Origin of the sequence: Streptomyces sp. NPDC058295, assembly GCF_042880655.1 — a bacterium.
In the GTDB taxonomy this organism is placed as follows: domain Bacteria; phylum Actinomycetota; class Actinomycetes; order Streptomycetales; family Streptomycetaceae; genus Streptomyces; species Streptomyces coriariae.
Genome location: NZ_JBHVYO010000025.1, coordinates 109,273 through 135,916, shown reverse-complemented (window position 1 = coordinate 135,916; position 26,644 = coordinate 109,273). Strand labels below are relative to the sequence as shown.

Sequence of the window (26,644 nt, the reverse complement as noted above, 5' to 3'; positions counted from 1 at the left end):
CAGCTGCTGCTGGAGTCGGTCAAGACCCCGGTCGACGACGAACCCCCCGCGGGCGAGGCGCAGACCGAGAACGAACCGGAACCCCAACCGGTGAAATAACAGACAGACAGACAGCAGACGCAGTCGGCGGCACACGACGGCAGCGCGCCCGCCGGGTACCTGGTCCGGCGGGCGCCGCTGGTGCGGTCGGTCCGGTCTGCGCGGGCGGTGGGCGGGTGCCGACCGGACGCGGGCGGGAGCCCGGAAGCAGGTCAGGACGCGGCCGGCTTCGGCAACTCACGACAGCAAGGCCGCTCGAGGTGGAACCGGGATGGCGCAAGGCATGACCAACGGGCGGTTGGCCCTCGGGGCGGTGCTGGCGCGGCTGGAGGAGCGGGAAGGGAAGATCGCCGCGCAGGCCGAGACGACGGGGGCAGATCGCAGAGCTGACCGCGCGGCTGGACGAACTCGGCCGGACCCCCGAGAAGGTCCGGATCGCCCGCAAGACGCTGCTGGAGCTGCCCGATCCGCAGCCGCCCGCGTGGCCGGCCCCCGCAACTGCCGGACCATCCGGCCTACCAGCAGATCATGGCGGTCTTTGCCACGGCGGACGCCCCACTGCGGGCGCGGCAGGTGTGCGAGGCGATGGACCTGGAGATCGCGCCCAACAACATCAACAACACCCGCCTGAAACTCAAGCGGCTCGTCGAGCGCGGAATCCTGACCGAGACCGCGCCGGGACTGTTCAGGTTGCCGTTCGCACGGACCTGAGGGTGGCGGTGATCATGGCGTGGCCGCGGATCATGCCCAGCAGGTTCCAGTCCATGCCGAACTGTGCGCGGTCCACGGCGAAAACGGCGTCCAGGGTGAGCGCGTCGGCGTCGACGCCGACCAGATGGGCGGTGAGGGACAGTGGCCTGCTGATGCCCCGGATGGGGAGCTGTCCGCTGACCTGGACCGTCTCGTCCGCGCGGAGTTCGGCGCTGCGGGCCGCGAAGGTGATCTCGGGTGGTTCTCGGCGTCGAAGAAGTCGAGGAGGCCTTCCGGTCCTGCTCACTCACGGCCTCTTCAGGTTCTCCAGCCGAGTATCAGACCAGCTGTCGCAGCCACGAGTCGAGAGCCGCATAGTCGCTGTCCGTCAGTCCATGGCGAGGATCGACACGATGGAGCAGGGCGTGCCCCTGGTGGTGGGCGGCAACCCAGGCCCGATCGGTGTCGGATACCTCGTCGTCGACCCAGGCGAACGAGCGCCCCGCAGCCCACTCGACAAGCGTGCGGGTCTTCCAGTGCAGTCCGTTCCGCTCGTCCTGGACGTCGATGTCGGACGGGTCCGGCCAGACCACCACCGCCAATCGAGGCAGACCGATACGAGGGGCGATGCACTCGTTCGCGTCAGCCATCCATGTCGTGGCCCAGACCACCTCGCACGGAAGCGCCGCCAGCCGAGGCCCGTGCTCGGGGTTGATCCTGGTCAGGAGCGGATTCACGTCGGCACCAAGGGGTTCGGCGCCCGTCGTATAGGTCGGATACGACTGGGACACCCCGCCGAATGGGATCAGTGGCCCATCCACATCGAGAAACAGCAGGGAACGCTGCGCGGAGCCACTCACGGGAGCACGATAGCGGCAGGTCTCCACTGGTGCCCGCCTCAATAACCGAGTCCCTGCTGCAACCGACCGCCGCCCCACCAGCCGCCTGATACAACCCCCTGGCCAGGGGCATCACGAGGGCCGACCGCTCCCGTGCGAGGCCCGGGCATTGCGAACGCGTCATGGGCGGAAGGCCACCTGGAGGACGGAGCTGATCGACGTGGCTTCGATCCTCGTTCAGCAGGTGATGAAGCTTCAGGCCGCCGACAGCCGGAGGCGCGGGCGTCCTGGCCAGCCAGTCCACCGAGAGGCGTAGGGTCCGGACCTGTGAGCAGCTCCTCCTGGCCCGACTGGGCCTGCCTCCACCACGCCTACGGTCAGGCGGAGGACGTCCCCGGCCAGCTGGCCGCGTTGTCCAGCGCCGATCCCATGGCACGCGGTGCGGCCGTATCGGCCCTGAGCGGGGAATGTCTACCACCAGGGCACCCGGTGGCCGGCGAGCGCTCATGTGGTGGCTCCCCCGGCGGTGCTCGCGGACACGCCCACGACGCCCGATCGGGCGACAGTTGTGCACCTGCTGCATGCTGTCGCCCTCGGCGAACTGCGCGACGATGTCCTGCCCTTCGACCCCGTGCGTGCCGTCGCCGCGGCCCAGCCGACGCGCTCTCAGTCGTTGTCGGGCACCATGGACACCACGACCTTGCCGGCCTTGGTGCGGCCCTGCTCGACGTACGCCATCGCCTCAAGCGTCTGGTCGAAAGGGAAGGTCCGATCAATGACCGGGCGGAGCTTCCCGCTGTCGTAGAGAGCGGCGAGCTTGCGCAGCTGTGAGCCGTTGGCCTGCATGAAGAGGAACTGGTACCGGATGCCCAGCGACTTGGCCTGCTTGCGGACCTTGCGGCTGAGGGTGTTCATGATCAGGCCCATGAACGAGGGGGCGCCGAGCTGCTTGGCGAACCCGGCGTCCGGCGGACCGACGACACTGATGGCCAGGCCGCCGGGCTTCAGCACGGTCAATGACCTCTCCAGGTTCGCCCCACCCACGGAGTCCAGCACCAGGTCGTAGCCGGACAGCACCTTCGAGAAGTCCTCCTTGGTGTAGTCGACGACGACGTCGGCGCCGAGGCTTCTGACCAACTTCTCGGAATCGGTGCCGGCGGTCGTCGCCACGGTGGCGCCGAGGTGCTTGGCCAACTGGACGGCCGTCGACCCGAGGCCGCCGGCACCGGCGTGGATGAGCACCTTCTGGCCCGGCTTCACAGCGGCACGCTCGACGAGAGCCTGCCAGGCGGCCAGGGCCACCAGCGGCACCGCAGCCGCCTCCTGGAGGGTGAGCGAGGCCGGTTTGGGCGCGACGTCGTCCTGATCGATCGCGATGGATTCCGCAAAGCCTCCGATCCGCAGGTCGCGCGGACGGGCATAGACCTCGTCGCCGACCTCGAAGCCGCGTACGGCGGAGCCGACCCGCGTCACGACCCCGGCCACGTCGTGGCCGAGCACGAACGGAGCCTTGTACTTCAGGAGCTGCTTGAACTCCCCGTTGCGGACCATCTTGTCCAGCGGGTTGATACTGGTCGCGCTCACTCTGACCAGCACGTCACGGTCCCCGACGGTGGGCTCGGGTACCTCTGCGGCGCGTGCGCCGTCCTTGCCGTACTTCTCGACGACGTATGCCTTCATGTCAGCCAGCTTTCTGCGTGATCATCTTCGGGGGCCTCTTCACTGTGGGTGCGTTTGCTGGGGCAGCTGTTGCGTTCAGGTGCCGAGGTGCCGACGGAGCCACTGACCCATCTGCTGGATCGCCTGGTCCACCTCGGGCACCCGCCCCGCGCCCAGGATGAAGGAGTGCTGCCCTTCAGCCATGGCGTGGACTTCGGAGGTGACCTTGAAGTCCACCAGTCGGCGGCCGAGGTCGGCGCCGTCGTCGGCGAGGGTCTCGAACTCGCCGTAGTGGACGGTGGTGGGCGGCAGGCCGGTGAGGTCGGCGTTGGCGATGCTGATGCGGGGGTCGGCGAAGTCGACGCCGGGTTCCTGCAGCCAGGCGGCCCGGAAGAGTTCGAGCGTGGCCCTGCTGAGCATCTTGTCGTTGAGCTCGTTCTCGTCGACCGACGGGTTCTGGATGGTCAGGTCGGTCCACGGCGAGACGCTGACGATCGCGCCGGGGGTGGCCTCGCCCTTGGCGAGGAGGCGGAGCGGCAGCATGCCGGCGAGGGTGCCGCCGATGGAGTGGCCGGTGCTGCCGATCTTGCGTGGCTCGTAGCCCTGGGAGAGCAGCCAGCGGTAGGCGGTCTCGGCGTCGTCGAGCTGTGCGGGGTACGGGTGCTCGGGTGCCAGGCGGAAGTCGACGACGAGGGAGCGGACTCCGGCTGCCTTGGCGATGTGGCCGGCGGCCTTACGGTCGGAGTGCATCGAGGCGGTGCCGAGCCGCCGAAGTGGAAGTGCAGCAGCGCCTTGTCGGGGTCGGCGGGCTCGGGGATGGCCCACAGGGCGGGTACGCCGCCTGCGTCGACCTCGGCGTAGGAGACGCCTTCCGGCTCCGTGGACGCCTTGTGGTTGGAGTCGACGATGTCGCGAATGACGGCCAGGTCGAGACCCGGCGTGGACGACTTCGCACTGACGCCGGCGAGGAACTCCGCGAATTCGTGTGCCTGCTGGCTGACTGCCATGGTGGCGCTCCTTGCGAGGGGGGCGCGCCCGTGTTCGGTACGGGGCGAGCTTGGTGTGCTGGTGATGACGCTACGCCCTGAGTATAGGAACGTAAACTCAGGTGCGGTTAGTATCACTACATGGATGCGTTGAGCGAAGCACTGGCAGACACCGGCTCGGACCCCCGACTCAACCGGGACACGTCGAACTGCTCGATCGCCCGGACCCTGGAGGTCGTGGGCGAGAAGTGGACGCTCCTGATCCTGCGCGAGGTCTGGTACGGCTCGTCCCGCTTCAGTGACTTCGAACGCGTCCTGGGCTGTCCCCGCAACCTCCTCGCCACCCGGCTTCGCATGCTCGTGGATGAAGGGATCCTGGTCACCGAGACCTATAAGGAACCCGGCTCGCGCAGCCGACCCAAGTACGTGATCACACCCAAGGGCATGGACCTGGTTCCCGCCGTGATGGGGCTCCTGCAGTGGGGCGACCGCTACCGCGCAGACCCGGAAGGACCGGCCATGCTGACACGACACCGCGGATGCGGAGCCCACGTCCACACCCAGATCCGCTGCTCAGAAGGCCACCCCGTCCAGGCCGACGACGTCGAAAGCATCCCCGGCCCCGGGTTCCGCATGAAACCTGCACAGTGAGTTCCCATGCGCCGACGGTGCGGGCCGGACTCGTCCCGAGGGCTATGCACGGCGAAAGTCCCCGGTAGGCGGCCGGACGGCGCACTCTGTCCCAGCGCGGGCCGCTGCGTCACGCGCTGCTGGTCACCTCCGTACCGACCACGGACATCGGCGCGGCCGCCCGGCGGCCGGGCGGTGGAGTTCGATGCGGCCACCGGCCGCCCGGACGTCGTTCCCGACGCCCCCGGCATAAGGCACCAAACCGCGCTGGAGCGCGCCGAACCTGATCGCACGGGCTGACGAGCGGGCAAGGACACGACGGTCCGCAGCCTGCGCGGCCGCTCGATCGCCGAGGTTCCAGCGGCGCCAGGGGCAAGGTCGGGCGGGGCCTGTCCCTCGGTCCTGTCCCTCACCGGGTGAGTGCGAATCCGGACAACAACACAACGACCACGGACGCCACGCAGAACACGGCATACCAGCGCGGGTAGTCGTACGTCTCATGGGGCACGCCGTCGGCCATGTCGTGGGCCAACGTCGTGAACAGCTTGCGACTCGGGAGGAGCCCGATCGTAAGGCCGATGAGGGCGAACGTGTACATGGTCAGCATGGAAGCCAGGGAGAAGCTCTGCGCCTGGCCGCAGGCGGCCGCGGCCGCACCACATCCGCCCATGACGAAGGGGTACGACACCTGGAATTTCCGCACGGGAATCCACAACGCCATGGCGGAGAAGTGGATCACGGAGGCTGTTGCGGCCATCAGCAGTAGCCACCCGGTGGCAACGGACGCGAGCACGGAAACGGCCCTTCGGAAAGGAGCAGCAGCGGCCTGGGGCACGCAGGACATCGTGGCGCTGTCCTGCACCTCACGTCATTGCCCGGGTCTGGCAGTCTTCACAATTCACGGTTGCCGTCCTGGTGATGGGCGCAGGCCCGTCAGACGGTGGAGCCGACGTTGGGGTGCCGGATGATCAGGTGTCTGTGCCGCTTCGGGCAGCCGACCGAGCGCGACCAAGTGTTTCGCCCTCTCCCACAGCGCTTCCACCCGCCGGCACCACGCCCATGCCGAACCCTGCGGCCCTCTTTTGGCAGATCAACGCCCCTGACCAAGCCGGAGACGGTCCGCGGCCGCCGACAGGACGCCCCGCCCTGACCGCCACCGCGTGGGAGCCGACCACGCGGCGCAGCTGTGCGTTCTCCTGCTCCAGGCGGGCCATCGGCATCCTCAGGGAACGCCATCAGCTCAGCGAGGACGATGCCTTCCACGTGCTGCGCCGCATCTGCGAGTACCACAACATCAAACTGTGCGACGTCGCCCAGCGGGTGAGAGCGGAAGACACGGGCACGGCCTGAGCAGTCCGCGTGTCATCGCTGCGCCAGCACCAGAGGGGTGTCAGCGAGCGGTGGAACGCGAGGAAACGGGCGTTCTGGGGGAACGGGGCCGGCAGGCCACAGGGTGGGTGCACCTGCCGGCCCCGCGGGCAAGGACCCGCACGGGGGAAGCCGGCCTTGCCGGGCCGTTCACGGCCCGACCCATTACAGCGCACCGGCCGGCGCAGGTGTCGCACCGGCACGGCTGGAACCGTCCACCAGTTTCACGACCGGCTGGTCCTATTGATCACGCTGTCTGCGGCAGGATGGTCCCGACCGCGCTCGTCAGCCAGGGCCCGACGCAGAGCGCGTCTGCGGAAATCCCGGCGGGCGGTGCTCGTGCGCCTGGCGCAGCCTCACCGCCTGATCGTGGCGGAGCGTTCGCCTGAGCCTCGGATGATCAGTCGGGTGGGGACGGTGATGGTGCGGGCGCGGGAGCGGTCGCCGTCCAGGCGGGCCAGGGCGGCAACCGCTGCTGCTCTGCCGATTTCCTCGGGGTTCTGGGCGACGACGGTCAGGGCGGGTTCGAGTACTTCGGCGAGCGGGACATCGTCGAAGGCGACGAAAGCGATGTCCTTGCGTTTGCTGCGGGAAAGCTCGGTGATGATGCCCAGGGCGACCATGTTGTTGCCGGCGAACAGGGCCGTGGGGGGGTTTGCCTGGTCGAGCAGTTGGGAGGTCGCGGACGCGGCGGTGTTCTGGCTGTGGGCATTGGCGACCAGCGAGCGGTCGTAGGTGAGGCCGGCCTCCTCGAGGGCCGACCGGTATCCCTTCAGGCGTTCGCGACGGGTGTAGAGGTTGGGGGGCAGGTCGCCGATGAAGCCGATACGTCGGTGGCCGTGGGCGATCAGGTGGCTGACGCCGTCGTGGGCACCTGCACGGTTGGAGCTGACGACGCTGTCGGCGGCCAGGCTCATTCCGGGCCGGTCGATGAAGACGACCGGCAGACCGCCGGCGCGGTGTGGCTTGAGGTGGGAGTGGTCGGCGCCGACGGACGGCACGAGCATCAGAATGCTGACGCGGCGGGCGAGGAACTTCTCTGTCAGTTCGCGCTCGCGGTGGGGGTCGTCCGCGGAGGAGCCCATGAGCAGGGTCAGCCCGCGGTCGCGGACGGTGTCCTCGATGCTGCCGGCTACGGCTCCGAAGAACGGGTTGCCGAGGTCGGGGATGACCAGTCCGACGGTGGTATCGGGTCCGCCGACGCGGATGTTGCGTGCCATGAGGTTCGGCTGGAAGTTGAGTTTGGCTACGGCGGCGAGAATCTGTTCTCTGGTCTGGGGCGAAACGGGCCCGTCCCCGTTGAGGACGCGGGAGACAGTCTTGGCGCTGACTCCTACTTCTTGTGCGACGTCTGCCAGGGTGGGGCGACGGTTCGCTGCCATAGGGGAAACGGTCTCCTGTACTCGTCGATTCCGGCCGCGGCCTCGGCCGGAACCTGTGAGTGTTGTCAGTGCTGCGTCAACTGGCCTGGACGCCTGCGGCCTTCGCGGCTTCGGAATCCGCTACGACAGTATCTCCGGCCGCGTCGACGGTGAGCGCCCCGGTCATGATGGCGACGACTTCGGCCATGGAGTAGTCCGAGGGCCTGATCACGGCAGCGCGCCGGCCCAGCCGGTGGACGTGGATCCGGTCGGCGATCTCGAAGACGTGCGGCATGTTGTGGCTGATCAGGACGACCGGCATGCCCTTGTCACGGACGCGGCGGATGAGTTCGAGGACCTGGCCGGACTCCTTGACGCCGAGGGCGGCGGTGGGTTCGTCCATGACGACGACGCTGCGGGCCCAGGCGACCGAGCGGGCGACGGCCACGGCCTGCCGCTGGCCGCCGGAGAGGGTTTCGACGGGCTGGGCGAGCGAGCGCAGGCCGATCTTCAGGTCGGCCATGTGCTCGGCGGCCTCCTGACGCATGCGCTTTTTGTCGAGCATGCGAAAGACGCTGCCGAGGACGCCGGGGCGGCGCAATTCGCGGCCGAGGAACATGTTGGAGGCGATGTCCATGGAGGCGGCCACGGCCAGGTCCTGGTAGACCGTCTCGATACCGTGGGCGCGTGCGCTTTGCGGGCCGGAGAAATGGACGGGCTCGCCGTTCAGACGTATCTCGCCCGCGTCCGGCACCAGCGCACCGGTGAGCGCCTTGATCAGGCTGGTCTTGCCTGCGCCGTTGTCGCCTATGACGGCGAGCACCTCGCCGGGCAGCAGCTCGAAGTCGGCGCCGTCGATCGCGGTGACCTGGCCGTAGCGCTTGACCAGACCGCGGGCCTGCAGGACGGGGGTAGGTGAGTTGGTGGTCATCGGGCCTTCCTCCGGGAGATCTGGTCGACGGTCACCGCGAGGATGACCAGGACTCCGGTGATCAGGGTCTGGTAGATGGAGGCAACGCCCATCAGTTGCAGGCCGTTGCGGAACACGCCGACGATGAGGACGCCGATGAAGGTGCCCAGGACCGATCCGCGACCGCCGAAGAGGCTGGTGCCGCCGAGGACCACGGCGGTGATGCTGTCGAGGTTGTCGGTCTGGCCGGCCTGGGGGTCGCCGACTCCGGTGCGTGAGATGAGCAGCAGAGCGGCGGCGCCGTAGAGGAGTCCGGCCACGGTGTAGATGCCGATGGTCAGGCGGGAGGTCCGGATGCCGTTGAGCCGTGCCGCTTCCTGGCTGTTGCCCAGGGCGTAGAGGTGCCGGCCCCAGCCGGTGTTGCTCAGTGCGTAGGCGAAGACGAGGAACAGGGCGATGGTGACCAGGGAGCCATAGGTGATGTCGGTGTTGCCGAGCGGGAAGGTCTGCCCAAGAGCGGTCAGCGTGCCGGGCAGGTTGGTGACGGTCTGTTCTTCGGAGTAGATGTGGGTCAGCGCGAACGCCACGTTGAGCATGCCGAGGGTGACGATGAACGGCGGCAGCGGGATCTTCTGCACCAGAAGCCCGTTGAGCAGCCCGAATCCGCCGCAGACGACCAGGCCCAGGGCGATGGCGGCGAGCGGGGGCAGGGAGCCCTCGGCAGCCATCTTGGCGATCACGATGCTGCCGAAGGCCATTACGGCGCCGCACGAGAGGTCGATACCCGCCGTGAGGATGATCAGGGTCTGTCCGATGGCGAGGGTGCCGACGACCATGACCTGTTGCACGATGAGCGAGAAGTTCCCGCCCGTGAGGAACTGATCGGTGGAGAAGGAGAAGAAGACGCAGGCCAGAAGGAGTGCGGCCAGCGGACCGGTGGTCGGGGCCGTGAGCAGTCTGCGGGCCGGGGTCGGAGCTTTCAGATCGGCGTACGGCGCGGTCGTGGCTGTCATGCGAAGTCCTTGTCGGAAGACAGAAGTCCTGGTCGGAGGACAAGAGGGGCGGCCATTCCAGGCCGTGCCGGGGCCGGGCCGGTTGGCCGCCAGAGAACAGGTGGTGCCGTCGGGTCTGGCGGGGCGGCTCAGCCCCAGCAGTTCTCCAGACCGAAGACGGTGTCCTTGGACGTGACGCCCGCCTGCGCCTTGTCGGTGATCAAAGTGACGCCGGTGTCGGTGTAACCGGACGCCTTCTTACCGCTCTTGGCGTACGCCACGACGGCCTTGACGCCCTCGGCGGCCATCTTCAGCGGGTACTGCTGGGACGTGGCGGCGATCTTCCCGTCCTTCACCGCCTGGGTGCCGGTGCAGCCTCCGTCGACGGAAACGACCAGAACGTCCTTCTCCATGCCCTTCGCCTTCAGCGCGGTGTAGGCGCCCAGGGCGGCCGGCTCGTTGATCGTGTAGACGACGTTGATGCCCGGCTCCTTCTGCAGGCAGTTCTCCATGGCCGTCTGTCCCTTGGCCTGGTCGCCGCCGGTGTCCTGGGAACAGACGACGGCAGGGTTCTTGTCGTCGATGCCGAAGCCCTTCAGGAAACCGTCGTGCCGCTGGACGCCGACGGAGACGCCGGGCGCGAGGTCGAGGGTGGCTATCTTCGCGGTCTTCCCCTTCATCGCGGCCTTGGCATACTCACCGATCAGCTCGCCGGCCTTGACGTTGTCGGTGGCGAAGAGGGCGTCGGCCGCGCTCTGTGGCTCGGTCGGCGTGTCCAGAGCGATGACCAGGACGCCCTTGGCACGGGCCTTCTGGATCGCGGGCACGATCGCCTTGGAGTCGTTCGGGGTGATCAGGATGCCCTTGACGCCGGCGGCGACCATGTTCTCGACGGCGGTGACCTGACCGGCGTTGTCACCGTCGAACTTGCCGGCGGCGGTCGACAGTTCGACGCCTTCTTCCTTGGCGGCCTTCTGCGCGCCCTCCTTCATCTTCACGAAGAACGGGTTGGTGTCGGTCTTGGTGATCAGGCCGACCTTCGCACTGCCCGAGCCGGAGCTCGTGGAACCGGATCCGGAGCCCGATCCGCAGGCTGTCAGGGCGAGGGCTGCGATGCCTGTGAACGCTGCGGCTCTGAGAAGGGAGGCGGTCGGGCGAGTGGTGCGGGACATGAACGACTCCTGCGGGATCGCGAGCGGGGAGGCCGGGCTGTGGGTTGGCCGACCAGATTGTCATCGTTGACTTATGTCATCGTTGACACTGCATGGCGAGGATGATGGACTCCGCATCCCGGCAACGTCAATGCCTTGTAGCCGTCACAAATCGGCAACGTCCGCCGACGGCGGTCCGAAGTCCGGCCGCAGCCGCATCGCGCTTCACCTGATTTCGCCCTTTTTCGTAGAGGAGAGCGGCCAATGAGTCCACGCCAGATCACCGTCCTGGGAGAGTGCGTCGCGGACGCCTTCGTCGAACCGGCAGGCAGCGCGAGTGAACTCGCCCTACGCGTGCTGCCGGGCGGCGGCCCTGCCAACACGGCCGTGGCGCTGGCTCGGCTGGGCACCCCGGCCCGCTTCCTCACGCGGCTGTCCGGGGACGTGTTCGGCCGCCTGTTCCGGGCTCACCTGGAGGCGTCCGGGGTAGACCTGTCGCATGCGGTCGCTGCCACTGAGCCCAGCACACTCGCCGTGGCGGAGCTGGACAGCGAGGGCCAGGCGGCGTTCTCCTTCCATGCACAGAACACGGCTGACTGGCAGTGGAGTACGGCGGAACTGGCCGGGGTCGACCTGTCCGCAACCTCATGCGTTCACACCGGATCGCTGGCCCTGGTGCGCGAGCCCGGCGCAGCTGCGGTGGAGGAGTTCCTGGCGGCGGCCGCCCCCCTGGCCACCGTCAGCATCGACCCCAACGTCCGGCCGCTGCTGGTGCGCCCCGAGGTCTACCGTGCCCGGCTGGCACACTGGTGCGCCCTCGCGGACGTGCTGCGGTTGAGCGAGGACGACCTGGGTCTTCTCCTGCCGGACACGCCGCCCGAGCAGGCGTGCGACATCTGGCACGCCGCGGGTGCCCGGTTGGTCGTGATCACCCAGGGAGCCCGCGGTGCCCTGGTCTCGCTCGACGGCGAGCGGGCGCGGATGTCCGCGGTGGCGACGCGGGTCGTCGACACCGTCGGCGCGGGAGACTCCTTCACCGCCGGTTTGCTGCACCATCTCGGCACCCGCGGGCTCCTCGGCGGCCGGCTCACCGGCCTGCGTCTCTCCGATGTCACCGACGCCTGCCGGTTCGCCACCCAAGTCGCTGCCCTGACCTGCTCGGTCGCCGGACCGAATCCGCCGTGGCAAAACCAGCTGGCAGCGCCCGCGACGGCCGTCGGCACCTGACGCACCGACAGACGACTCCTGGGAATGTGCGTCCGAACTGTTGACGCGTCGGCCGGAGTGCCCACATCATCGCCACTCGATGTCATCGATGACACAAGTCATCGATGACATCCTGCCGACGCCGTGGACGACGGCATTCGGCAGGGACCGATCTTGGCTCCGTCCGTCGGCAGAAGGCCCCGGCTCGTCGACGGCTTCAGCACAGGAGACCGCACATGACCTCTGCCGCATCTCGGCACGCACGCGTGAAGTTGCTCGCCGCGGTGGCGACCGTCTGCGCGCTGTCCGCCGCCCCTGTCGCCCCGCAGGCCGCAGCCTCCGACAACCTGCCCTACTCCGAGACCTACCGGCCCCAGTTCCACTTCACCCCGGAGAAGAACTGGATGAACGACCCCAACGGCCTCGTGTACTACCAGGGCGAGTACCACCTCTTCTACCAGTACAACCCCGACGGCAACTCCTGGGGCAACATGTCCTGGGGACACGCGGTGACCACGGACCTCGTGCACTGGAAAGAACTGCCCCTCGCCCTGTCACACGACGACAAGGAGATGGTGTTCTCCGGCAGCGCCGTGATCGACTGGACCAACAGCACCGGGTTTGGCACGAAGAAGAACCCGCCCATGGTCGCGATCTACACCAGCCACCTCAAGAACGGCGGCAAGCAGGCCCAGTCCCTCGCCTACAGCACGGACCGCGGCCGCACCTGGACCAAGTACCGGGGAAATCCCGTCATCGACATCGGTTCCACGGAGTTCCGCGATCCCAAGGTCCAGTGGCACGAGGCGACCAAGAGCTGGCTGATGACGGTGTCGTTGTCGACCGAGCACAAGGTCCGGTTCTATTCGTCGAAGAACCTCAAGGACTGGCAGTTCCTCAGCGACTTCGGCCCGGCCGGCGCGACGGGCGGCGTGTGGGAGTGCCCCGACCTGTTCCCCCTCGCGGTCGACGGTGATGCCGGCAACATCAAGTGGGTACTGGTCGTCAACATCAACCCCGGCGGCATCGCCGGAGGTTCGGCAGCCCAGTACTTCATCGGCGACTTCGACGGCAGGAAGTTCACCGCCGACGGCGACGGCGCCTACACCCCGCCCGCCGGCCGCATCGTGCAGGACTTCGAAAGCCCCGACTTCGGCGCCTGGACGACGACCGGCACCGCGTTCGGCCAGGGACCGGCAGCCGGCACCCTGAACGGGCAGAACCCTGTCAGCGGCTTCGAAGGAAACAGCCTGGCCAACAGCTTCCATGGAGGCGATGACACCACCGGCACCCTGACCTCGCCCCCCTTCACGGTCGACAGCCCCTACCTGAACTTCAAGGTCGGCGGCGGACGCCACCCCCACCCCCAGGGCACGGTGCTCGCCGACTTCGAGGACGGCGGTTACGGCAACTGGACGGCCACCGGCGACGCCTTCGGCACCGCACCGGCCACCGGAACCCTCCCGGGACAGCAGGAGGTCTCCGGCTGGCTGGGCCAAGGCCTGGTCAACACCTTCCTCAACGGCGACTCCGCCACCGGAATGCTCACCTCGCCCGAATTCACCATCGACAAGCGCTACATCAACTTCCTCGTCGGCGGCGGTGACCACCCCGCCGACTCCGCCGACCCCACCGCCGTCGAACTCGTCGTCGACGGCCAGGTGGTCCGCAGCGCCACCGGCCGGGACGCCGAGGCGCTCGGCTCCGCCTCCTTCGACGTCCGTGACCTCGCCGGCCGCAAGGCCCAGATGAAGATCGTCGACGGCAACACCGGCGGCTGGGGCCACATCAACGTCGACCACATCACTCTCGCCGACACCCCGGCCCCGCCGGCGGAGGCGTCCGTCAACCTGATCGTCGGCGGCCAGGTCGTCCGCAGCGCCACCGGGTCAGACAGCGAAACCATGGACTGGGCGTCCTTCGACATGCGCCGCTACGCCGGCAGGACCGCCCGCCTCCAGATCGCCGACACGAAGACCGGCAACTGGGGCCACATCCTCGCCGACCACTTCACGGCAGCCGACGTTCCCGCACAGTCCACCGTGCAGCGCGCCGACTGGGCCGACTACGGCAAGGACTACTACGCCGCCGTCTCCTGGGAGAACGCACCAGGCGGCAAGCGGTACATGATCGGCTGGATGAACAACTGGGACTACGCCGGCGCCACCCCCACCGCGCCCTGGCGCGGCGCACAGAGCGTCCCCCGGGAGATGGCCCTGCGTACCATCGACGGCCGGATCCGGCTGACCAGCAAGCCGGTGGACAGCCTGACGTCCCTGCGCCAAAGCCCTCCGGCGTCCGTGAACGGGCTCACCGTCACGAACACCTCCCGGCCCTTGACCAGCCCTGCGGCCAGGGGCAGGACACTCGACATCGATGCGACCTTCTCCCTCAAGGACGCCGACCGGTTCGGCCTGAAGGTGCGCGCCGGCGCCGCGGGAGAAGAGACGGTCATCGGCTACGACACCACCACCAAGCAGCTGTACGTCGACCGCACCCGCTCCGGCGCCGTGGACTTCAACAGCACCTTCCCCACCGTCCAGACCGCACCGCTGAAGGCCGAGAACGGCAAGGTGAAGCTGCGGATCCTCGTCGACTGGTCGTCCGTCGAGGTCTTCGGCGGCAAGGGAGACGCAGTGATCACCGACCAGATCTTTCCCGACCCCGCCAGCCAGGAGGTGGAGATCTTCGCCGAGAACGGCTCCGTAGAGCTGGACCAGGCCCGGATCTGGCACCTCAACTCCGCCCACTGACAGGACACGAGACCGTGAAGAAGACACTGCTCGCCGAGTTCACCGCCCGAGAGGGAGCCGAGCACCAGGTGTCCCGCCTGATCCGGGACTACGCCGCAAAAGTACGCGAAGAAGAAGGCAACCTCGCCTTCGACGTCTACACCAAGGCGTCCCACCCGCGCGCCTACTGGATCTTCGAGGTGTACCAGGACGAAGACGCCTTCCAAGCCCACCTGAAGGCCCCGTACGGCGGCCCCTTCAACACCGCACTCTCCCCACTGATCGAGGAAAACGCCTCTGTACTGACCTTCCTCGACCCTGCGGCCTGACCCTGGACGGCCCCCCTCCTCTTGCGGCCGACGCTCTTCACCCTGAAGCAGTGCCGCCGCTGTTGCCTCCCTGGGGCAAGGCAGCGCAACGAGTGCTGGGCAAGACCCCGCGCAACGCCTGTCCCCCGAAGTCGTGTGAGGCAGCTGCGCGCGGTGGCCACTCCGTCCTGACCCGGTTCGCCGTCCGACGACGCCGCCCTACCCCGCTCGGTGGGTGAGGCGGCATCGCCGAAGCCCGCACCGGCGCGGTGAGCGTACCCAGGACCCAGGACCCAGGACCCAAGACGAGACGATCGTGGTCGGCGGTCAGGAGCACGCCGTGAAACTCGGATTCTGGATCATGAACCAGAAGGGCCGCCGCGGGACGCTCACCGGCGACAGGCTCCGGGCTCTTGCCAACGTGGGTGTGGAGTGGCCAAAGGCATGACGGGGCGTGCTGCGGTCGGTCGTTGCGGTGTAGTGCTCGAGCTGAGCCATGCTGAAGCCCGAGCATGGGTCGCGGCGGCTTGGGGTAGGCGACCGCCGTTGTGGGAGGGGCCGCCACGCCGCCTGGGGAGTTCGACGCGGTCCCTCCCCGCAGCTCGCTCAGCTACTGGGGTTCACAGACGGCCCGGCTTCTCGGTGGCGGGCGGGTCGGGCAGGGTGATGCGGGCGGTGATGCGTTTGCCGACCGGCTGCTGCTCGATGAGCAGGCTCTGGCTGACGGCCTTGACGATCTCCAGGCCGTGCTGTCCGACCCGGCCGGGATCGCCGGCCCGGGCCGCGGGCACGAGGGGGTCGCTGTCCCACACGACGACGTCCACGGCGTGAAGGGTGATGCCGAGTTCCACCAGCACCGGACCGGGGGCGTACTTGCAGGCGTTGGTGACCAGCTCGCTGACCACCAGCTGGGTCAGCTCCCGCGCGCGGGCGGGCACCGACAGGGGGTAGTCGGCTTCGGCCTGGTCGAGGAAGGCGAGGGCGTGCCGGCGGGCCTCGGCGATGCAGCCGTCGCCTCCGCCGAGGGCGTAGCCGGCGCGGATCAGGTGCTCAGCTGGTCGTATAGAGCCGTCACCGTCGGGGGATCCCGCTGGTGCCGCCCTCATGCTCCGTTCACCGTGCGCCACTACCCGCGATCTCGTCGTACATGCCTCAAGCATGTTGTCGGCACACCCGTCCGGGCGTATGCGCCCGGACGGGTGGGGCAGAATCATCCCCGCAGGCCCGGCACCGGGCGCACCCGAGTACGGCCGAGGATACGGTGAGCGACATCGAGGAAGCGGACCGGCCAGAGCGGCTCTCCATCGAGGAGCGCCTGGTCGGCAGGGTCCGTGTGGTGAGCGTGCGGGGCGAGATCGACAACGACGTCAAGGGCGTCCTCAGCGAATCCCTGCTGCCGCACGACAGCACTGTGGCGCCGCGGACGGTGGTGGACCTCAGCGGCGTTTCCTTCATGGACTCCACCGGCATCAACGTCTTCGTCGCCGCCCACCAGGCCCACACCGGCACCGGCGGCTGGGTACGGATCGCCGCGGCGCAGAATTCCGTCCTGCGTCTCCTCGAACTGGTCGGCGTCGACGCCATCATCACCTGCCACCCCACCCTCGAACAGGCGCTGCGCGCCTGAGTGCCCCTACGCGGGGAGATCCGGGGTGTCGTCTGGGCGGGCGTGCCGCCGCGCGGCCGCGTCCAGTTCCCGGCTCATCGGATCCGGCAGCGGCTGGTGTCCCAGCGCTGAGCCGATCACTGCTTCGGCGACCTTGAGGAGTTTGGTGTTGGTGTGCTGCGAGACCTCGCGCAGGACCTCGAACCCGGCCGCCGGCCCGATCCGACGGGTTGCGATGAGGATGCCGATGGCCTGGTCGACCGTCGCGTGGGAGCCGACCGCGTGGCGCAGTTGTGCGTTCTCCTGCTCCAGTTGGGTCACCGTGGCGTCCCGCAGGGGTCGGGGCGCGGTCCGCTGCTCGCGGGAGGTCGTCATGAACGGCTTCTCCGTGTGAGGGGGTGGGCTTTCCAGTACGCCTGCCCCGGACCGGAACAGCAAGACGCGCTCAGTACGGCGCGAAGATCACACATGAGGGGCTCTTCGCCGACCGTGGGCGGCGAAGAGCCCGAGAGGCTGTCGCCCCAACCCCTCCCCTGCCGAGTGGCCGTCCTGGCCCACCCCAGGAATCCATCGAACTGGGAGAAAACCCCTGGGTGCGAAGGACGAGCAGGTAGTCGGCCCGGGGTGCCGTCAGCTGTCACAGCCAGCCGTTGCGGCGGAAGGCCCGGTACAGCAGTCCCGATCCCAGGGCCATCAGCGCGAGCGCGCAAGGGTAGCCGTAGCGCCAGTCGAGTTCGGGCATGTGTGCGAAGTTCATGCCGTAGATCCCGGCGACCATGGTGGGGATGGCGAGGATGGCCGCCCAAGCACTGATGCGGCGCATGTCGTCGTTCTGCCAGGTGCCCACTTTCGCGAGATGGGCATCCAGGACGGAGGCGAGCAGGTCGTCCAGGGCGCGGACTTCGGTGTCGGTGCGGGTGAGGTGGTCGGCGACGTCACGGAAGTACGGCACGACCTGCCGCGGCCAGTCGTCGTGCGCCGCGGTGAAGGGCTGCATGACCGGGACCAGCGGCTGGATGGCGTCGCGGAACTCCACCACCTCGCGTTTGAGCGAGTAGATCTGCTCGGTCAGGTCGTCGCGGGCGGGGGAGAACACGCACCGCTCCAGTTCCGTCAGGTCCGTGCGTACCTGGGCGGCGGCCTCGGCATAGGCGTCGACGATCACATCGGTCACCACGTGCAGGACACTGACCGGCCCGAGCTCTCGCATGTGGGGCTGCTGTGCGAGCCGGCGCGCGGCCTCCACGGTGGGATCGGCCGCGCCGTGCCGTACGGTCAGTGCGAAAGACGGGCCAAGGAAGATCATCACTTCGCCGGTTTCCACATCCGCGGTCTGCTCGACGAACCACAGCGTCTTCACCGCGACCGCCAGTACATCGCCGTAGCGCTCCTGTTTGGGTCGCTGGTGGGCCTGAACCGCGTCCTCGATTGCGAGAGGGTGCAGCTCCAGATACTGACTCAGCCGCTGCAGTTCCTCGGGGCGGGGTTCGTCCATGCGGATCCAGGCGAATTCCTCCGGCTTCAGCACCGCCAGACGGTCCAAGGCGGCCTGGCTTCCTCCGTCCGCCTGTCGGCAGTCGATCTGTTCGCACTCACCCGTCTGCTCTTGGTAGATCACGCATTCCATGTTCTTCGGATGCTTCCGCCGCCGCATTCCATGCTTCCGAGAGTGCAAAGGCCCGCCATCGGCAGCCGTCCGCGCCGCTGGTCACCAGACCTTCATACGGGATGGCTGCTGGCCAGAGCGCGGGTGGAAACCCGGTCAGGTATCGCCGACCGGAGGGGTCTTCCACTTGCCTGGCCGTCCTCCTGGGCTTGCCTGGCCGTCCTACTGGGCCTGGAGTTCGACGCCGAGACCGTACGCCGGCGGGCGATCGCCGGCGGCCTGCCGCCTTACAGGGAGCCGCACACCCAACCCCGAGACACCCGGAAGCGGGGCGCGGAGGACCGACGCCGCCCGGACACGATGTGACCCGTCACCGATGTTCTTGAGTGTGGGTCGGTGACCTCGGGATACTTGCCTCTCATGAGTCTTCTGGCCGGGTTGCGTGACACTGATCGGTCCCTGACCAAACAGGCGGCCTCCCGTATCCCGCCCGGCATCGGCAAGGTGCTCTCAGCGGTGGAGGAGACCGCCGAGAGCACGAAGCTGTGGTGTGGCGCCGCCACTGCGATGGCGTGGCTGGGCGGGTGGCGCGGCCGTAAGGCCGCGGTGGCCGGCCTGGGCGCCCTGGTGATGGCACAGCTGATCTCGAACGGCCTGTGCAAGCAGCTGGCCGACCGGCCCCGGCCACCGAAGGAGTGGTTCCCCCACGACGAGGTCGACGACCGCCCCGACTCCTCCTCCTTCCCCTCCGGACACACCGCTGCCGCGGTGGCATTCACCGCCGCTGTCGCCCCGACGTGGCCGGCCGTCGGCGCCGCGTGCGCGGTGCCCGCCGCCATGGTGGCGCTCGAGCGCGTGCAAAGCGGCGCCCACTACCCGAGTGACGTAGCCGCCGGCGCCGCCATCGGCCTGGTCAGCGCATGGCTCACCCACCGCGCCCCGCGCCACTGGCTCTGAAAGCTGAGGGGCGCGGTCGCTTTCCACGATCAGCACACCGAGCATCCGAAAGCGTGCCGACAAGCCGAACAGATGCGCCTCGTCACCGAAGAGGAGACGGTGCGCGGCCAGGTGCGCAAGGAGACGGATCGACGGCGAAGAACGGCGCGACACCGGACACCGCGCCCACCTCGCACGTAGGCCCGCCCGGAACCTGCTCGATCGGGCCGGCTGCGTGTGCTCGGCAACTCCAGCCGCCACGCCTCCCCGGCAGCCCGGCCAGGCCACACCGTGCGGCCCACCCGTACAACTGCGGTCAAACCCCGCAGCGCCGCGTCCGTCCTGGGCTGCGTTCAGGCCGCGTCGCCTGCCCTGAACTCGCCTGTCCGGGGTACTCGCGTCCCATTGGATGGCCGGGCCCATGAGACAGCCCGGCCTGCGCAGGAACTCAGAGGGACGGGAGGTGACCGTCGTGTCGAGCACGCAGTCGCACTATGCCGGATCCGGCCACAGCACGGACCGCTCCGGCCAGGAGCCGGTGGGCGAGCTGGTGCAGCGTGCCTCGCAGCAGCTGACCGAGCTGGTGCGCGGCGAGCTGAGGCTGGCCCAGACGGAGATGAAGGAGAAGAGCAAGCGCTACGGCAAGGGCGGTGGCCTGTTCGGCGGCGCCGGCGTCGTCGGCTTCTTGACGGCGCAGGCGCTGGTCGCCACCGCGATTGCCGCGCTGGCGGTGCCGCTGCCGGTGTGGGCAGCTGGGTTGATCGTCACCGCGGTGCTGGGTGTGATCGCCGCGATCATGGCCATGAGTGGAAAGAAGCAGGTAGACAACGCCGCGCCGGCCGCACCCGAGCAGACGATCGAGAACGTGAAGGCCGACGTGGCCGAGATCAAGGAGAGTGCCCACCGATGACCCAGCCGCCTCACGACGAGCCCACCGCCGCCGGACCCGACGAGCTGCGCGAGCAGGTCGAGCAGACCCGCGAAGAGCTCGGGCAGACGGTCGAGGCGCTGGCGGCCAAGACCGATGTCAAGGCGCGCGCCCAGGAGAAGGCCGCCGAGGTCAAGGAGCAGGCCGCACTCAAGGCCGGGGAACTGAAGGCGAAGGCCGCCGATCTGGCCCACCAGGTGCAGGACAGGCTGCCCGACCCGGTCAAGGACCAAGCCGCACAGGCCGCCCGGCAGGCCAGGGCGACGGCGGCCCAGGCCGGTCAGTTGTGGGAGGAGAAGGCGCCCGAGCCGGTGCGCCAGAAGACAGCCCAAGGGGCGCAACTGGCGCGCGACAACCGCAAGGGGCTACTGGCCGCGGCGGGCGTGGCCGTCGTGGTGTGGCTGGCCTGCCGTCGCCGGAAGGGGTAAGCGGGGTGAAGGCATCGAAGATCGCCTACACGCCGGTCGGCTCGCGCTCGGCGCAGTCAGCGCATGACCGCGGCAGCGGTGGTCAAGCAGGCGTGGAAGATGCTGGGCCACGATGAGGACGCTCCGGACACCACCGGCGAAGAGCGCTCCTGGCGCGAGGTGCTGCTCGCCGCCACGCTGCAAGGCGCGATCTTCGCCGGGGCCGAAGCAGCCGTCGACCGCGTCGGCGTCGCGGCCACCCGCCGCCTGACCGGAACCTGGCCCGGCTGACGCGCACAAGGAGACGGGAGGGCGGGGACGACACGGATACCGGCCCTCCCACCTCCCGACCAGTACCCGCACGAAGGACTCTCACAGCCATGTCCGATCAGCACGCGGCCACCGCACTGACAGCCGCAGCAGTCATCGCCACGATCCTGGTCGCCCGCGCAGCGGTCCTCCGCCAAGACAGTCGAGGACACGCCGCCCGCGCTGCCCGCCCGCCGCGCCGCCACACCACCTCCGGCGTTGACGAAGGCGCAACCGCACCATCTGCAACGGCGCTCTCGCACACCGCTGGCTCCCTTACTGTGCGAGAGGCCGAAAAGCATGTCCACCACTGCTGGCAGCAGCTCCGAGCACACGCCGACCCGCCGACCGAGTGACCCACCTGTGGCCGCCGCCGATGACGCCCCGGCGCCAGCGCGCGGCGGATCAAGTGCGACACGTCCTTCAGCAACATGGCCCACCGCGTCTACACGCCCGGGTGTCCAGCACGCCTGAACGCGCCGGACGGAACCCAGATTGCCCTGGCGCTGCGGCATTGGGAAAAGCGAAGTCCCTGCAACGTCTCCTGATCCTGACGTAGCACGCAACCCGAGGTCGAGCCGGGCTGGACGAGGGATCTTTTCCGCGCCTGAAGAGGCAGCCCGCTCATCCCTCGACGCCGGTGGAGGTGCGGGGCGCCGACGGGTTTGGATTCCGGGGCGCCACGCTGGCGCAGGTAGACGAAGAGGATGGCCATGGACGCGACGGCCAAGAGCTCGGACTGCCAGTTCTGAAGGCTGCGGCTCCAGAAGTCGGCGGAGGCGATGTGTCGGCGGAGGCGATGTACTGCGTCCAGCCGATGGGAGCTTGCTGCTGTCTCAACTGCTGCTCGTGGTAGGGCCCGGCCCCTCCCCAGAACCCCGCCGGGCTCGGTCTGCACGTCGCGGGCCTTCGCGGCACAGGCGGGATGGGCGCGCATACGGCGCTCGGTGTCCAGGGGTGATCTGGCCCGCGCGCCCGAAGGAGGTTGCTCCGCACTGCTCCGACAACACTTCTTCGCCGGCAGGAATGTCCGCTACGCCTGCTCCATCTCGCGATCGTCATGCGATGCCCTCGACGGGTGGCTCGGAGTGAGCCGGTTGACACGGTGTACGTCCGGGACGCAGAGGTTGAGGACGGTGGCGACCGTGATCATTGCGGCGCAGGCCAGGAGGACTGCCTGGCTGTTCCACGAGTGGGCGGCGACGGCGGTGATGAGGTAGCCGAGGGGGATGGCGAGGCGTTCCCCGATGCCGTTGAACGCACTCATGCGGCCCTGTTCGACCTGGGGCACATGCTGTTGGAATGCGGTGCTCCAGGTAACGATCGCGACATCGAGTCCGATACCTGCCAGCAAGGCGGCCACCAGAACGAGTGGCAGAGACAGACCGCAGGCCATGGCCGCCAGGGGGAGCGCGAGGGCGCCGGCCGTGATCACCGCGACGGCGAGCAGCCGGTGCGGCTTCCAGCGAAGGCATACGAGGGTTCCCGCCAGCAGGCCGGAGGCGAAGGCCGCCTGGATCAGACCCCAGTCACGTGCTCCGGCGTATTGCCGAGCGGCAACAAGGGGGCCAAGAAGCTGGAAGCCCGCCAGCCATGCGGCGACGAGGACTGTGCCGGCGGCGGTATAGGTCCACAGCCAGGTACGGGACCAAAAGCCTGTCCAGCCTGCCCGCAGATCGGCCAGGACGCCGGCGGACGTAATGGGCGGGGCTTCCAGGCGCAGACCAAGAAACAGGACAGCCGCGACGGCGAACGTGAACGCGTCCCAGGCCAGTGCCCACGACGCGCCGCTCGCGGCGACGACGAATCCGCCGGCGACCGGCCCCAGCACCCTCACCGCGTTGCTCGGGAGCCTGAGCAACGCGTTGGCCTGCTGCAGGTGCTCCTCGGGAACGATCTGCGCGACGGCGCCTTGCGTGGCTGGAACGATGAACGACGCCGCCGTTCCCGAGACGAAGCCGCACGCCGCAATCGACGCAGTCGTCGCATGCCCCGTGGCCACGGTGACGGCCAGGGCACCCTGTGCACCTGCGGCCAGCAAGTTCCCGAGGAAGAGGAGCCGGCTTCGGGACAAGCGGTCGGCGAAGAGGCCACCCATGAGCAGGAACACGATCGTGGGGACGGTGTTCGTGGCGAGGACCAGGCCGAGAGATCCGGCTCCTCCACCCTGCTGAATGACGGAGTAGGCCAGCGCGAGAGGGGCCATCGCAGACCCGGTCGCCGAGATGAGACTGGCCGACGCGAACCGGCGGAAGGCCCCGATCCTCAACGGTGTGCTGATGATCTCCGGTGACGCGGCGGCGGTCTTCATGATCTCCCTTGGGCTCGGCGCAGCGAGCACCCTAGTGCAGAAGCGCGCCGGGTGAGACGCCAGCACCAGAGTCGGCCGAACAGCCATCCACCTCAGGCGCCGGAGCAGTTAGACGAAAGCTGACAGAGGTTCGCCGGTTCCTCACCGGCACCGTCGTCCCGCATGCCGCCGCCCACTCGGGCGACAGGTGGGTCCGTCACATCGTCGCCCAGTCAACTCCATCGAATCGACCCTCGACCTCATCGCCAGCTCCTGAACCGCCGCCCCGTGGAACCGGATCTGCACCATCCGCCACCCGGCGGGGAGGCCCGGAAGCGGAGGCCTCGATGGGCCGCCGCTACCCGCCTCCGACACCACGAGCGCCGAATGAGCCCTGATCGAACCGCTGCTGCCGGCCCCGGCCTGCGAGACTCGGGCCGGCGGCCGGCCGGAAAAGCACCCGCGCCGGGATGTCGTCTACCGGGTGACTGTCTTGTCCTGACGCTGCTGGAGGCGGTCGTAGAGCCGCTCGGGACGCGGATGCCCCCAGCCACGGTGCCGTTCCTGTCACCAGCGGGCCAACACCATCACCACCGGCGCCTGGACCGGGCCCGTGCCCTGGTCCGACAGGGCCAGTGCGGCGTACGCCAGGCTGCACACGGGGGCACAGCCCAGCGTCGTCCGAGCGGCGTCCGGCCAGGTCAGTTTCAGGTGCGCACCACGAAGTAGAGCCAGCCGCCCCATGTGCTCACGTTGCTGAGGTCCTTCGTGGAGCGCTCGTACTCGGAGCGGACGCGGAACTTCTGGTTGAGCGCGTTGGTGAGGCTGAGCTGCGCCTTCGCGCTGCTCGTCGACGACAGGACGTAGCAGCCCGACGTGGTGAGCGTGTGCCAGGCGGCGCTGTAGTACCGCTGGACCTGGAAGCGCTCGCACTGGCCGGCTTTGTTGGGCGTGAGGGTCGCGGTCACCGTGGGCTTCACCGTCTTGTGGAAGACGCGGTAGGTGCTCCCGCTGTACGTGGTGCTCGTGTAGTAGCCGCCGAGCGCCGTCGCGATCTTCACGTAGCCGTTGACGGCGCGGGTGGCCGTCGCGGGGGCGTAGCGGTAGTCGCCCGCGAAGGACGCGGTGAAGGTGGTGTTGCGGGTGACCTTGTAAGTGGTCTTCAGGTTGCCGTAGGCGTCCACAGTGCCCGTCGTTACCAGGGTCTTCGCCCCGCCGTAGGGCGTGGCGTAGATCGACACCGTGCGGCCGTTGTAGGTGGTGCCCAGGTGCGCGGTGACGGTGGCCGTCGCGCCGTACGCGTATGAGGGCGCGTTGCTGGTGACGGTCAGGGCGGTCGCCGCGCGGGACACCTGGACGGTGGCGACCGCGGTGGCCGCCTTGTGGGAGGCGTCACCCGGGTAGGTGACCGTGTAGGTGTTGGCGCCGCCGATGTCGGGCGTGTTCTGCACCGTGACGGTGCCGTCGGCGGCCACCGGCGAGGTCCAGGTCACCGGGGTGCTGTGGGCGGCGTCCTTGCGGGAGACGGTGACCGTCCGGCCGGCGGCGTACGGGCCGTCACCGAGCTTGCCGCCAAAGGACAGGGCCGCCCCTCGGACGGCGGTCGCCGGGGCGCTCAGCGTCAGCGCCGGGGCGTACGGGGCGACCACGAGGCTCATGCCGCTCTCGGACGGCTGGTGGGTGGCGTCCCCGACGTACGTGAAGACGTACATGAACGAGCCGGCGACGCCCGGGGCGTCGGTGACGGTGAACCGGAGGGTAGTCGGGTCCACGGGTACGGATCCCAGCGGCACGGTCTGCTGGGTGCTCTCGTCGCGCCGGGCCACCTGGACGGTGGTGCCCTGCGGGAAGGTACCCAGGCCCAGTTGGGCCATGAGGCGGCCGGTGAGGACGACCGAGCCGGGGTTCGCCGAGGTGATGTCGGTGCCCACGACATCAGTCGGCAGCTTCGCCACGTTCACGATCAGTGAGGCTGTCGCGGGCCGGTGGGTGGCGTCACCGGCGTATGCCACCTGGTAGGTGTACGTGCCCTCGTCCTGCCGGAGGTCGGTGAACGTGAACGTGCCGTCCGCGCCGAGTGTGGTGTCGGGCAGGGCAGTGCCGTCGCGGGTGACCTTCAGCGCGGCGCCCGCCGGCAGGAGGCCGCGGGTGCTCAGCGAGCCACTGACCGTGTACCGCTCGGTCGGCACCGCGTACTGCGGGTGCCTCAGGGCGAGTTCGCTGTCCGTCAGCTTCGGGGCGCCCAGCACGTTCAGGCTGTAGGCACCCGAGGCGTCCTTGGTGACGGCGTAGAGGGTCGTGCCGTCGACACCCCACTCCAGGCCGTCCGGGGCGACCGTGCCGGACGGCAAGGTGAGGTGGTTCTCGGCGAGGGTGTTCGGGCCGGCGTAGAGGTAGACGCCGGAGGTGCCGGCGACGGCGACCGTGCCGTCGACGTCGACGACCACCGAGCCAGGCGCGGAGCCGGAGCCACCGGTGAAGTACGCGGCGGGGTCTGCGGCCGCGAGGTCCGTGCTGCGGTACGCCTGCAGGGCGAGCTGCTGCGGGGCGGCCAGCAGCACCCGCGTGCCGTCGCCGGTGACGGCGAGCCCGGTTGCCGTGCCGCCGTGGACCAGGGTGTCCGCCTTGACCGACGCCGTGCCCGAAGCGACGCCGAAGGTCGCCACGTGACTGAGGTTGCCCTGCGGTTCCTCGGCCGCGAGCACATCGCCGCCGGTGGCGAGCAGCGGTGCGGTCATCCACTGTGACAGGGCAGGCTGCGGGATCGCTGCCGGCGCGGTCGCGGACGGGTCGACCGAGCCGATGCCGCCTTTGCCGTCTGCCGTGTAGCCGTACCAGACGCGGCCGCCCGCCACCGCGATGGAGACGGGGGAACTGCCCGCGCCGGTGGACCAGCGGGCGGTCTCGGTGAGCGTCGCTGTGTCGATCGCGGCGATCGCGCCGCCGTCCGCCAGCGCCGCGTACAGCGTGCCGCCGTCGGGCGACAGCGCCAGGCTGGTGGCGCCCTGCTCCCCCGCAACGGTGGTGATCGGGGTGCCGGACAGATCGGTCACCACGATGCCTGTCGAGCCGGCGCCCTGGCTGACGAACACGTGCTGGTGGGCGGGGTCGACCACCAGGTGTGCGTAGCCGGACAGCGGCAGCGCGGCCGTGTCGTCGGCGTACACCGCGGAGCCGGCCAGTCCGACGGTGGTGGTCAGGCCGGCCACGAGCGAGAGGGTCGCGACCAGGGAGACCTGTCTGAGGCGCATGAGGCTCCTGTGAGAAAAAGTGAACAAGCAGCGGGACAATAACCCGCCGACCCGACACACTCGGAAGCGGGGGTCCACTACGGGCGGGCAGTCCGCGGCGACTTCCGCCGGGGCGCCGGTGCCGCGGTGGCTTCCGAGCGCCTGGACGCTGTTTGCTCGCGCCGAAACCGGGTCATCCCCTTCCCCGACACTGTGACGGACCAATCTGGCTGCCCGATTGGCAGAAGCCTGGGACTTGGTCAGCGATAGTCGTTGAGCCAGTCGCCCGGGATCAGGCCGCGAACGCGGTCGAGAGCCGCTGTCGTCCGGCCGCGGGCCAGGATGACCGCACCAGCGTCCTCACGCACAAGGACGTCCTGGCCCAGGAACCACCGAAAGCCGTGCTCCTCGCCGAACTCGGCAAGCACACCGGCTACTTCACGGCCCAGCTCTACTGCGCT

Annotated in this window: 25 protein-coding genes and 4 pseudogenes; 13 read left to right on the top strand and 16 right to left on the bottom strand. The window is 69.0% G+C overall.

Annotated features, from left to right (window positions below):
* Positions 1-567 precede the first annotated feature (567 nt).
* A complete protein-coding gene (locus ACFVYS_RS26030; RefSeq protein WP_389505687.1) occupies positions 568-750 on the top strand; it encodes a hypothetical protein in 183 nt (60 codons plus the stop codon).
* Here the strand turns inward: ACFVYS_RS26030 and ACFVYS_RS26025 are convergent.
* From ACFVYS_RS26025 to ACFVYS_RS26010, 4 genes are all read right to left on the bottom strand, one after another.
* On the bottom strand, positions 725-1,036 hold the full coding sequence (locus ACFVYS_RS26025) for a YceI family protein (RefSeq protein WP_389505685.1): 312 nt from the start codon (positions 1,034-1,036) through the stop codon (positions 725-727). The two genes, ACFVYS_RS26030 and ACFVYS_RS26025, sit on opposite strands and share 26 nt — an antisense overlap.
* Positions 1,037-1,067: 31 nt before the next feature.
* A complete protein-coding gene (locus ACFVYS_RS26020) occupies positions 1,068-1,589 on the bottom strand; it encodes an HAD domain-containing protein (RefSeq protein ID WP_389505683.1) in 522 nt (173 codons plus the stop codon).
* Between the two features lie 645 nt (positions 1,590-2,234).
* Positions 2,235-3,248 (bottom strand): NADP-dependent oxidoreductase, encoded by a 1,014-nt coding sequence (locus ACFVYS_RS26015; protein ID WP_389505681.1) that lies wholly within the window; start codon positions 3,246-3,248, stop codon positions 2,235-2,237.
* A 75-nt stretch (positions 3,249-3,323) separates the two neighbouring features.
* Positions 3,324-3,977: an alpha/beta hydrolase gene (locus tag ACFVYS_RS26010; RefSeq protein WP_389505679.1), complete on the bottom strand. Its 654-nt coding sequence runs from the start codon at positions 3,975-3,977 to the stop codon at positions 3,324-3,326.
* 377 nt (positions 3,978-4,354) lie between these two features.
* Here ACFVYS_RS26010 and ACFVYS_RS26005 point away from each other — a divergent pair, with 377 nt between their 5' ends.
* On the top strand, positions 4,355-4,864 hold the full coding sequence (locus ACFVYS_RS26005) for a winged helix-turn-helix transcriptional regulator (RefSeq protein WP_389505677.1): 510 nt from the start codon (positions 4,355-4,357) through the stop codon (positions 4,862-4,864).
* Between the two features lie 388 nt (positions 4,865-5,252).
* On the opposite strand, the gene ACFVYS_RS26000 is transcribed toward ACFVYS_RS26005, so the two are convergent.
* Positions 5,253-5,705: a hypothetical protein gene (locus ACFVYS_RS26000; RefSeq protein WP_389505675.1), complete on the bottom strand. Its 453-nt coding sequence runs from the start codon at positions 5,703-5,705 to the stop codon at positions 5,253-5,255.
* 197 nt (positions 5,706-5,902) lie between these two features.
* On the opposite strand from ACFVYS_RS26000, the gene ACFVYS_RS25995 reads away from it, so the two are divergent.
* On the top strand, positions 5,903-6,193 hold the full coding sequence (locus tag ACFVYS_RS25995) for an ANTAR domain-containing protein (RefSeq protein WP_389505673.1): 291 nt from the start codon (positions 5,903-5,905) through the stop codon (positions 6,191-6,193).
* A 374-nt stretch (positions 6,194-6,567) separates the two neighbouring features.
* Here the strand turns inward: ACFVYS_RS25995 and ACFVYS_RS25990 are convergent, their stop codons facing one another.
* From ACFVYS_RS25990 to ACFVYS_RS25975, 4 genes are all read right to left on the bottom strand, one after another.
* Positions 6,568-7,593, bottom strand: a complete 1,026-nt coding sequence (locus tag ACFVYS_RS25990; protein WP_389505671.1) for a LacI family DNA-binding transcriptional regulator — start codon at positions 7,591-7,593, stop codon at positions 6,568-6,570.
* 76 nt (positions 7,594-7,669) lie between these two features.
* Positions 7,670-8,503 carry an ATP-binding cassette domain-containing protein gene (locus tag ACFVYS_RS25985; protein ID WP_389505669.1) on the bottom strand — a complete coding sequence of 278 codons (834 nt, stop codon included), beginning with the start codon at positions 8,501-8,503 and terminating at the stop codon, positions 7,670-7,672.
* Positions 8,500-9,495, bottom strand: a complete 996-nt coding sequence (locus tag ACFVYS_RS25980; protein ID WP_389505667.1) for an ABC transporter permease — start codon at positions 9,493-9,495, stop codon at positions 8,500-8,502. Before ACFVYS_RS25980 ends, ACFVYS_RS25985 begins: the two co-directional genes overlap by 4 nt.
* A gap of 128 nt (positions 9,496-9,623) precedes the next feature.
* A complete protein-coding gene (locus tag ACFVYS_RS25975) occupies positions 9,624-10,646 on the bottom strand; it encodes a sugar ABC transporter substrate-binding protein (RefSeq protein WP_389505665.1) in 1,023 nt (340 codons plus the stop codon).
* Between the two features lie 243 nt (positions 10,647-10,889).
* Between ACFVYS_RS25975 and ACFVYS_RS25970 the strand changes: the two genes are divergently transcribed.
* From ACFVYS_RS25970 to ACFVYS_RS25960, 3 genes are all read left to right on the top strand, one after another.
* On the top strand, positions 10,890-11,852 hold the full coding sequence (locus ACFVYS_RS25970) for a carbohydrate kinase (RefSeq protein ID WP_389505663.1): 963 nt from the start codon (positions 10,890-10,892) through the stop codon (positions 11,850-11,852).
* 215 nt (positions 11,853-12,067) lie between these two features.
* Positions 12,068-14,584 carry a GH32 C-terminal domain-containing protein gene (locus ACFVYS_RS25965; RefSeq protein ID WP_389505661.1) on the top strand — a complete coding sequence of 839 codons (2,517 nt, stop codon included), beginning with the start codon at positions 12,068-12,070 and terminating at the stop codon, positions 14,582-14,584.
* Between the two features lie 14 nt (positions 14,585-14,598).
* Positions 14,599-14,892: a putative quinol monooxygenase gene (locus ACFVYS_RS25960; protein ID WP_389505659.1), complete on the top strand. Its 294-nt coding sequence runs from the start codon at positions 14,599-14,601 to the stop codon at positions 14,890-14,892.
* A 599-nt stretch (positions 14,893-15,491) separates the two neighbouring features.
* Here ACFVYS_RS25960 and ACFVYS_RS25955 read toward each other — a convergent pair.
* Positions 15,492-15,977 (bottom strand): ATP-binding protein, encoded by a 486-nt coding sequence (locus ACFVYS_RS25955; protein ID WP_389505657.1) that lies wholly within the window; start codon positions 15,975-15,977, stop codon positions 15,492-15,494.
* Positions 15,978-16,132: 155 nt separating this feature from the next.
* On the opposite strand from ACFVYS_RS25955, the gene ACFVYS_RS25950 reads away from it, so the two are divergent.
* On the top strand, positions 16,133-16,498 hold the full coding sequence (locus ACFVYS_RS25950) for an STAS domain-containing protein (RefSeq protein ID WP_389505655.1): 366 nt from the start codon (positions 16,133-16,135) through the stop codon (positions 16,496-16,498).
* Positions 16,499-16,504: 6 nt separating this feature from the next.
* Here ACFVYS_RS25950 and ACFVYS_RS25945 read toward each other — a convergent pair whose 3' ends face one another.
* Together ACFVYS_RS25945 and ACFVYS_RS25940 are read right to left on the bottom strand one after the other, a co-directional pair.
* Complete coding sequence (locus tag ACFVYS_RS25945) at positions 16,505-16,852, bottom strand: ANTAR domain-containing protein (RefSeq protein ID WP_389505653.1); 348 nt, start codon at positions 16,850-16,852, stop codon at positions 16,505-16,507.
* A 262-nt stretch (positions 16,853-17,114) separates the two neighbouring features.
* On the bottom strand, positions 17,115-18,104 hold the full coding sequence (locus tag ACFVYS_RS25940; RefSeq protein WP_389505651.1) for a magnesium and cobalt transport protein CorA: 990 nt from the start codon (positions 18,102-18,104) through the stop codon (positions 17,115-17,117).
* A 192-nt stretch (positions 18,105-18,296) separates the two neighbouring features.
* On the opposite strand from ACFVYS_RS25940, the pseudogene ACFVYS_RS25935 reads away from it, so the two are divergent.
* The 5 genes and pseudogenes from ACFVYS_RS25935 to ACFVYS_RS25915 all read left to right on the top strand — a co-directional run.
* Positions 18,297-18,449, top strand: a pseudogene (locus ACFVYS_RS25935) (ribonuclease BN); the annotation flags it as partial.
* 54 nt (positions 18,450-18,503) lie between these two features.
* On the top strand, positions 18,504-19,040 hold the full coding sequence (locus ACFVYS_RS25930; protein WP_389505649.1) for a phosphatase PAP2 family protein: 537 nt from the start codon (positions 18,504-18,506) through the stop codon (positions 19,038-19,040).
* Positions 19,041-19,557: 517 nt separating this feature from the next.
* The gene (locus tag ACFVYS_RS25925) at positions 19,558-19,929 is read left to right on the top strand and encodes a phage holin family protein (RefSeq protein ID WP_389505701.1); all 372 of its coding nucleotides are present in this window, start codon (positions 19,558-19,560) and stop codon (positions 19,927-19,929) included.
* Positions 19,926-20,375: a DUF3618 domain-containing protein gene (locus tag ACFVYS_RS25920; protein ID WP_389505647.1), complete on the top strand. Its 450-nt coding sequence runs from the start codon at positions 19,926-19,928 to the stop codon at positions 20,373-20,375. The genes ACFVYS_RS25925 and ACFVYS_RS25920 overlap by 4 nt, the downstream gene beginning before the upstream one ends.
* Before the next feature lie 5 nt (positions 20,376-20,380).
* Positions 20,381-20,645, top strand: a pseudogene (locus tag ACFVYS_RS25915) (DUF4235 domain-containing protein).
* A 642-nt stretch (positions 20,646-21,287) separates the two neighbouring features.
* Here the strand turns inward: ACFVYS_RS25915 and ACFVYS_RS25910 are convergent.
* Positions 21,288-21,530: pseudogene (locus tag ACFVYS_RS25910) on the bottom strand (DUF6766 family protein); the annotation flags it as partial.
* 166 nt (positions 21,531-21,696) lie between these two features.
* The gene (locus tag ACFVYS_RS25905) at positions 21,697-22,974 is read right to left on the bottom strand and encodes an MFS transporter (RefSeq protein ID WP_389505645.1); all 1,278 of its coding nucleotides are present in this window, start codon (positions 22,972-22,974) and stop codon (positions 21,697-21,699) included.
* Between the two features lie 107 nt (positions 22,975-23,081).
* Here ACFVYS_RS25905 and ACFVYS_RS25900 point away from each other — a divergent pair.
* Positions 23,082-23,230, top strand: a pseudogene (locus ACFVYS_RS25900) (RacP protein); the annotation flags it as partial.
* A gap of 430 nt (positions 23,231-23,660) precedes the next feature.
* Here ACFVYS_RS25900 and ACFVYS_RS25895 read toward each other — a convergent pair.
* Positions 23,661-26,204, bottom strand: coding sequence for a hypothetical protein (locus tag ACFVYS_RS25895; RefSeq protein WP_389505643.1), 2,544 nt, complete (start codon positions 26,202-26,204; stop codon positions 23,661-23,663).
* Positions 26,205-26,443: 239 nt separating this feature from the next.
* Complete coding sequence (locus ACFVYS_RS25890) at positions 26,444-26,611, bottom strand: hypothetical protein (RefSeq protein ID WP_389505641.1); 168 nt, start codon at positions 26,609-26,611, stop codon at positions 26,444-26,446.
* Positions 26,612-26,644 lie beyond the last annotated feature (33 nt).

What these genes read in the sequence shown, in the direction of transcription:
- ACFVYS_RS26030 (WP_389505687.1), top strand. Translation starts at nt 568, where the DNA reads ATGGCGGTCTTTGCCACGGCGGACGCCCCACTGCGGGCGCGGCAGGTG.
- ACFVYS_RS26015 (WP_389505681.1), bottom strand. Translation starts at nt 3,248, where the DNA reads ATGAAGGCATACGTCGTCGAGAAGTACGGCAAGGACGGCGCACGCGCC.
- ACFVYS_RS26010 (WP_389505679.1), bottom strand. Translation starts at nt 3,977, where the DNA reads ATGCACTCCGACCGTAAGGCCGCCGGCCACATCGCCAAGGCAGCCGGA.
- ACFVYS_RS26005 (WP_389505677.1), top strand. Translation starts at nt 4,355, where the DNA reads ATGGATGCGTTGAGCGAAGCACTGGCAGACACCGGCTCGGACCCCCGA.
- ACFVYS_RS25995 (WP_389505673.1), top strand. Translation starts at nt 5,903, where the DNA reads ATGCCGAACCCTGCGGCCCTCTTTTGGCAGATCAACGCCCCTGACCAA.
- ACFVYS_RS25990 (WP_389505671.1), bottom strand. Translation starts at nt 7,593, where the DNA reads ATGGCAGCGAACCGTCGCCCCACCCTGGCAGACGTCGCACAAGAAGTA.
- ACFVYS_RS25985 (WP_389505669.1), bottom strand. Translation starts at nt 8,503, where the DNA reads ATGACCACCAACTCACCTACCCCCGTCCTGCAGGCCCGCGGTCTGGTC.
- ACFVYS_RS25980 (WP_389505667.1), bottom strand. Translation starts at nt 9,495, where the DNA reads ATGACAGCCACGACCGCGCCGTACGCCGATCTGAAAGCTCCGACCCCG.
- ACFVYS_RS25975 (WP_389505665.1), bottom strand. Translation starts at nt 10,646, where the DNA reads ATGTCCCGCACCACTCGCCCGACCGCCTCCCTTCTCAGAGCCGCAGCG.
- ACFVYS_RS25970 (WP_389505663.1), top strand. Translation starts at nt 10,890, where the DNA reads ATGAGTCCACGCCAGATCACCGTCCTGGGAGAGTGCGTCGCGGACGCC.
- ACFVYS_RS25965 (WP_389505661.1), top strand. Translation starts at nt 12,068, where the DNA reads ATGACCTCTGCCGCATCTCGGCACGCACGCGTGAAGTTGCTCGCCGCG.
- ACFVYS_RS25955 (WP_389505657.1), bottom strand. Translation starts at nt 15,977, where the DNA reads ATGAGGGCGGCACCAGCGGGATCCCCCGACGGTGACGGCTCTATACGA.
- ACFVYS_RS25945 (WP_389505653.1), bottom strand. Translation starts at nt 16,852, where the DNA reads ATGACGACCTCCCGCGAGCAGCGGACCGCGCCCCGACCCCTGCGGGAC.
- ACFVYS_RS25940 (WP_389505651.1), bottom strand. Translation starts at nt 18,104, where the DNA reads ATGGAATGCGTGATCTACCAAGAGCAGACGGGTGAGTGCGAACAGATC.
- ACFVYS_RS25930 (WP_389505649.1), top strand. Translation starts at nt 18,504, where the DNA reads ATGAGTCTTCTGGCCGGGTTGCGTGACACTGATCGGTCCCTGACCAAA.
- ACFVYS_RS25920 (WP_389505647.1), top strand. Translation starts at nt 19,926, where the DNA reads ATGACCCAGCCGCCTCACGACGAGCCCACCGCCGCCGGACCCGACGAG.
- ACFVYS_RS25905 (WP_389505645.1), bottom strand. Translation starts at nt 22,974, where the DNA reads ATGAAGACCGCCGCCGCGTCACCGGAGATCATCAGCACACCGTTGAGG.
- ACFVYS_RS25895 (WP_389505643.1), bottom strand. Translation starts at nt 26,204, where the DNA reads ATGCGCCTCAGACAGGTCTCCCTGGTCGCGACCCTCTCGCTCGTGGCC.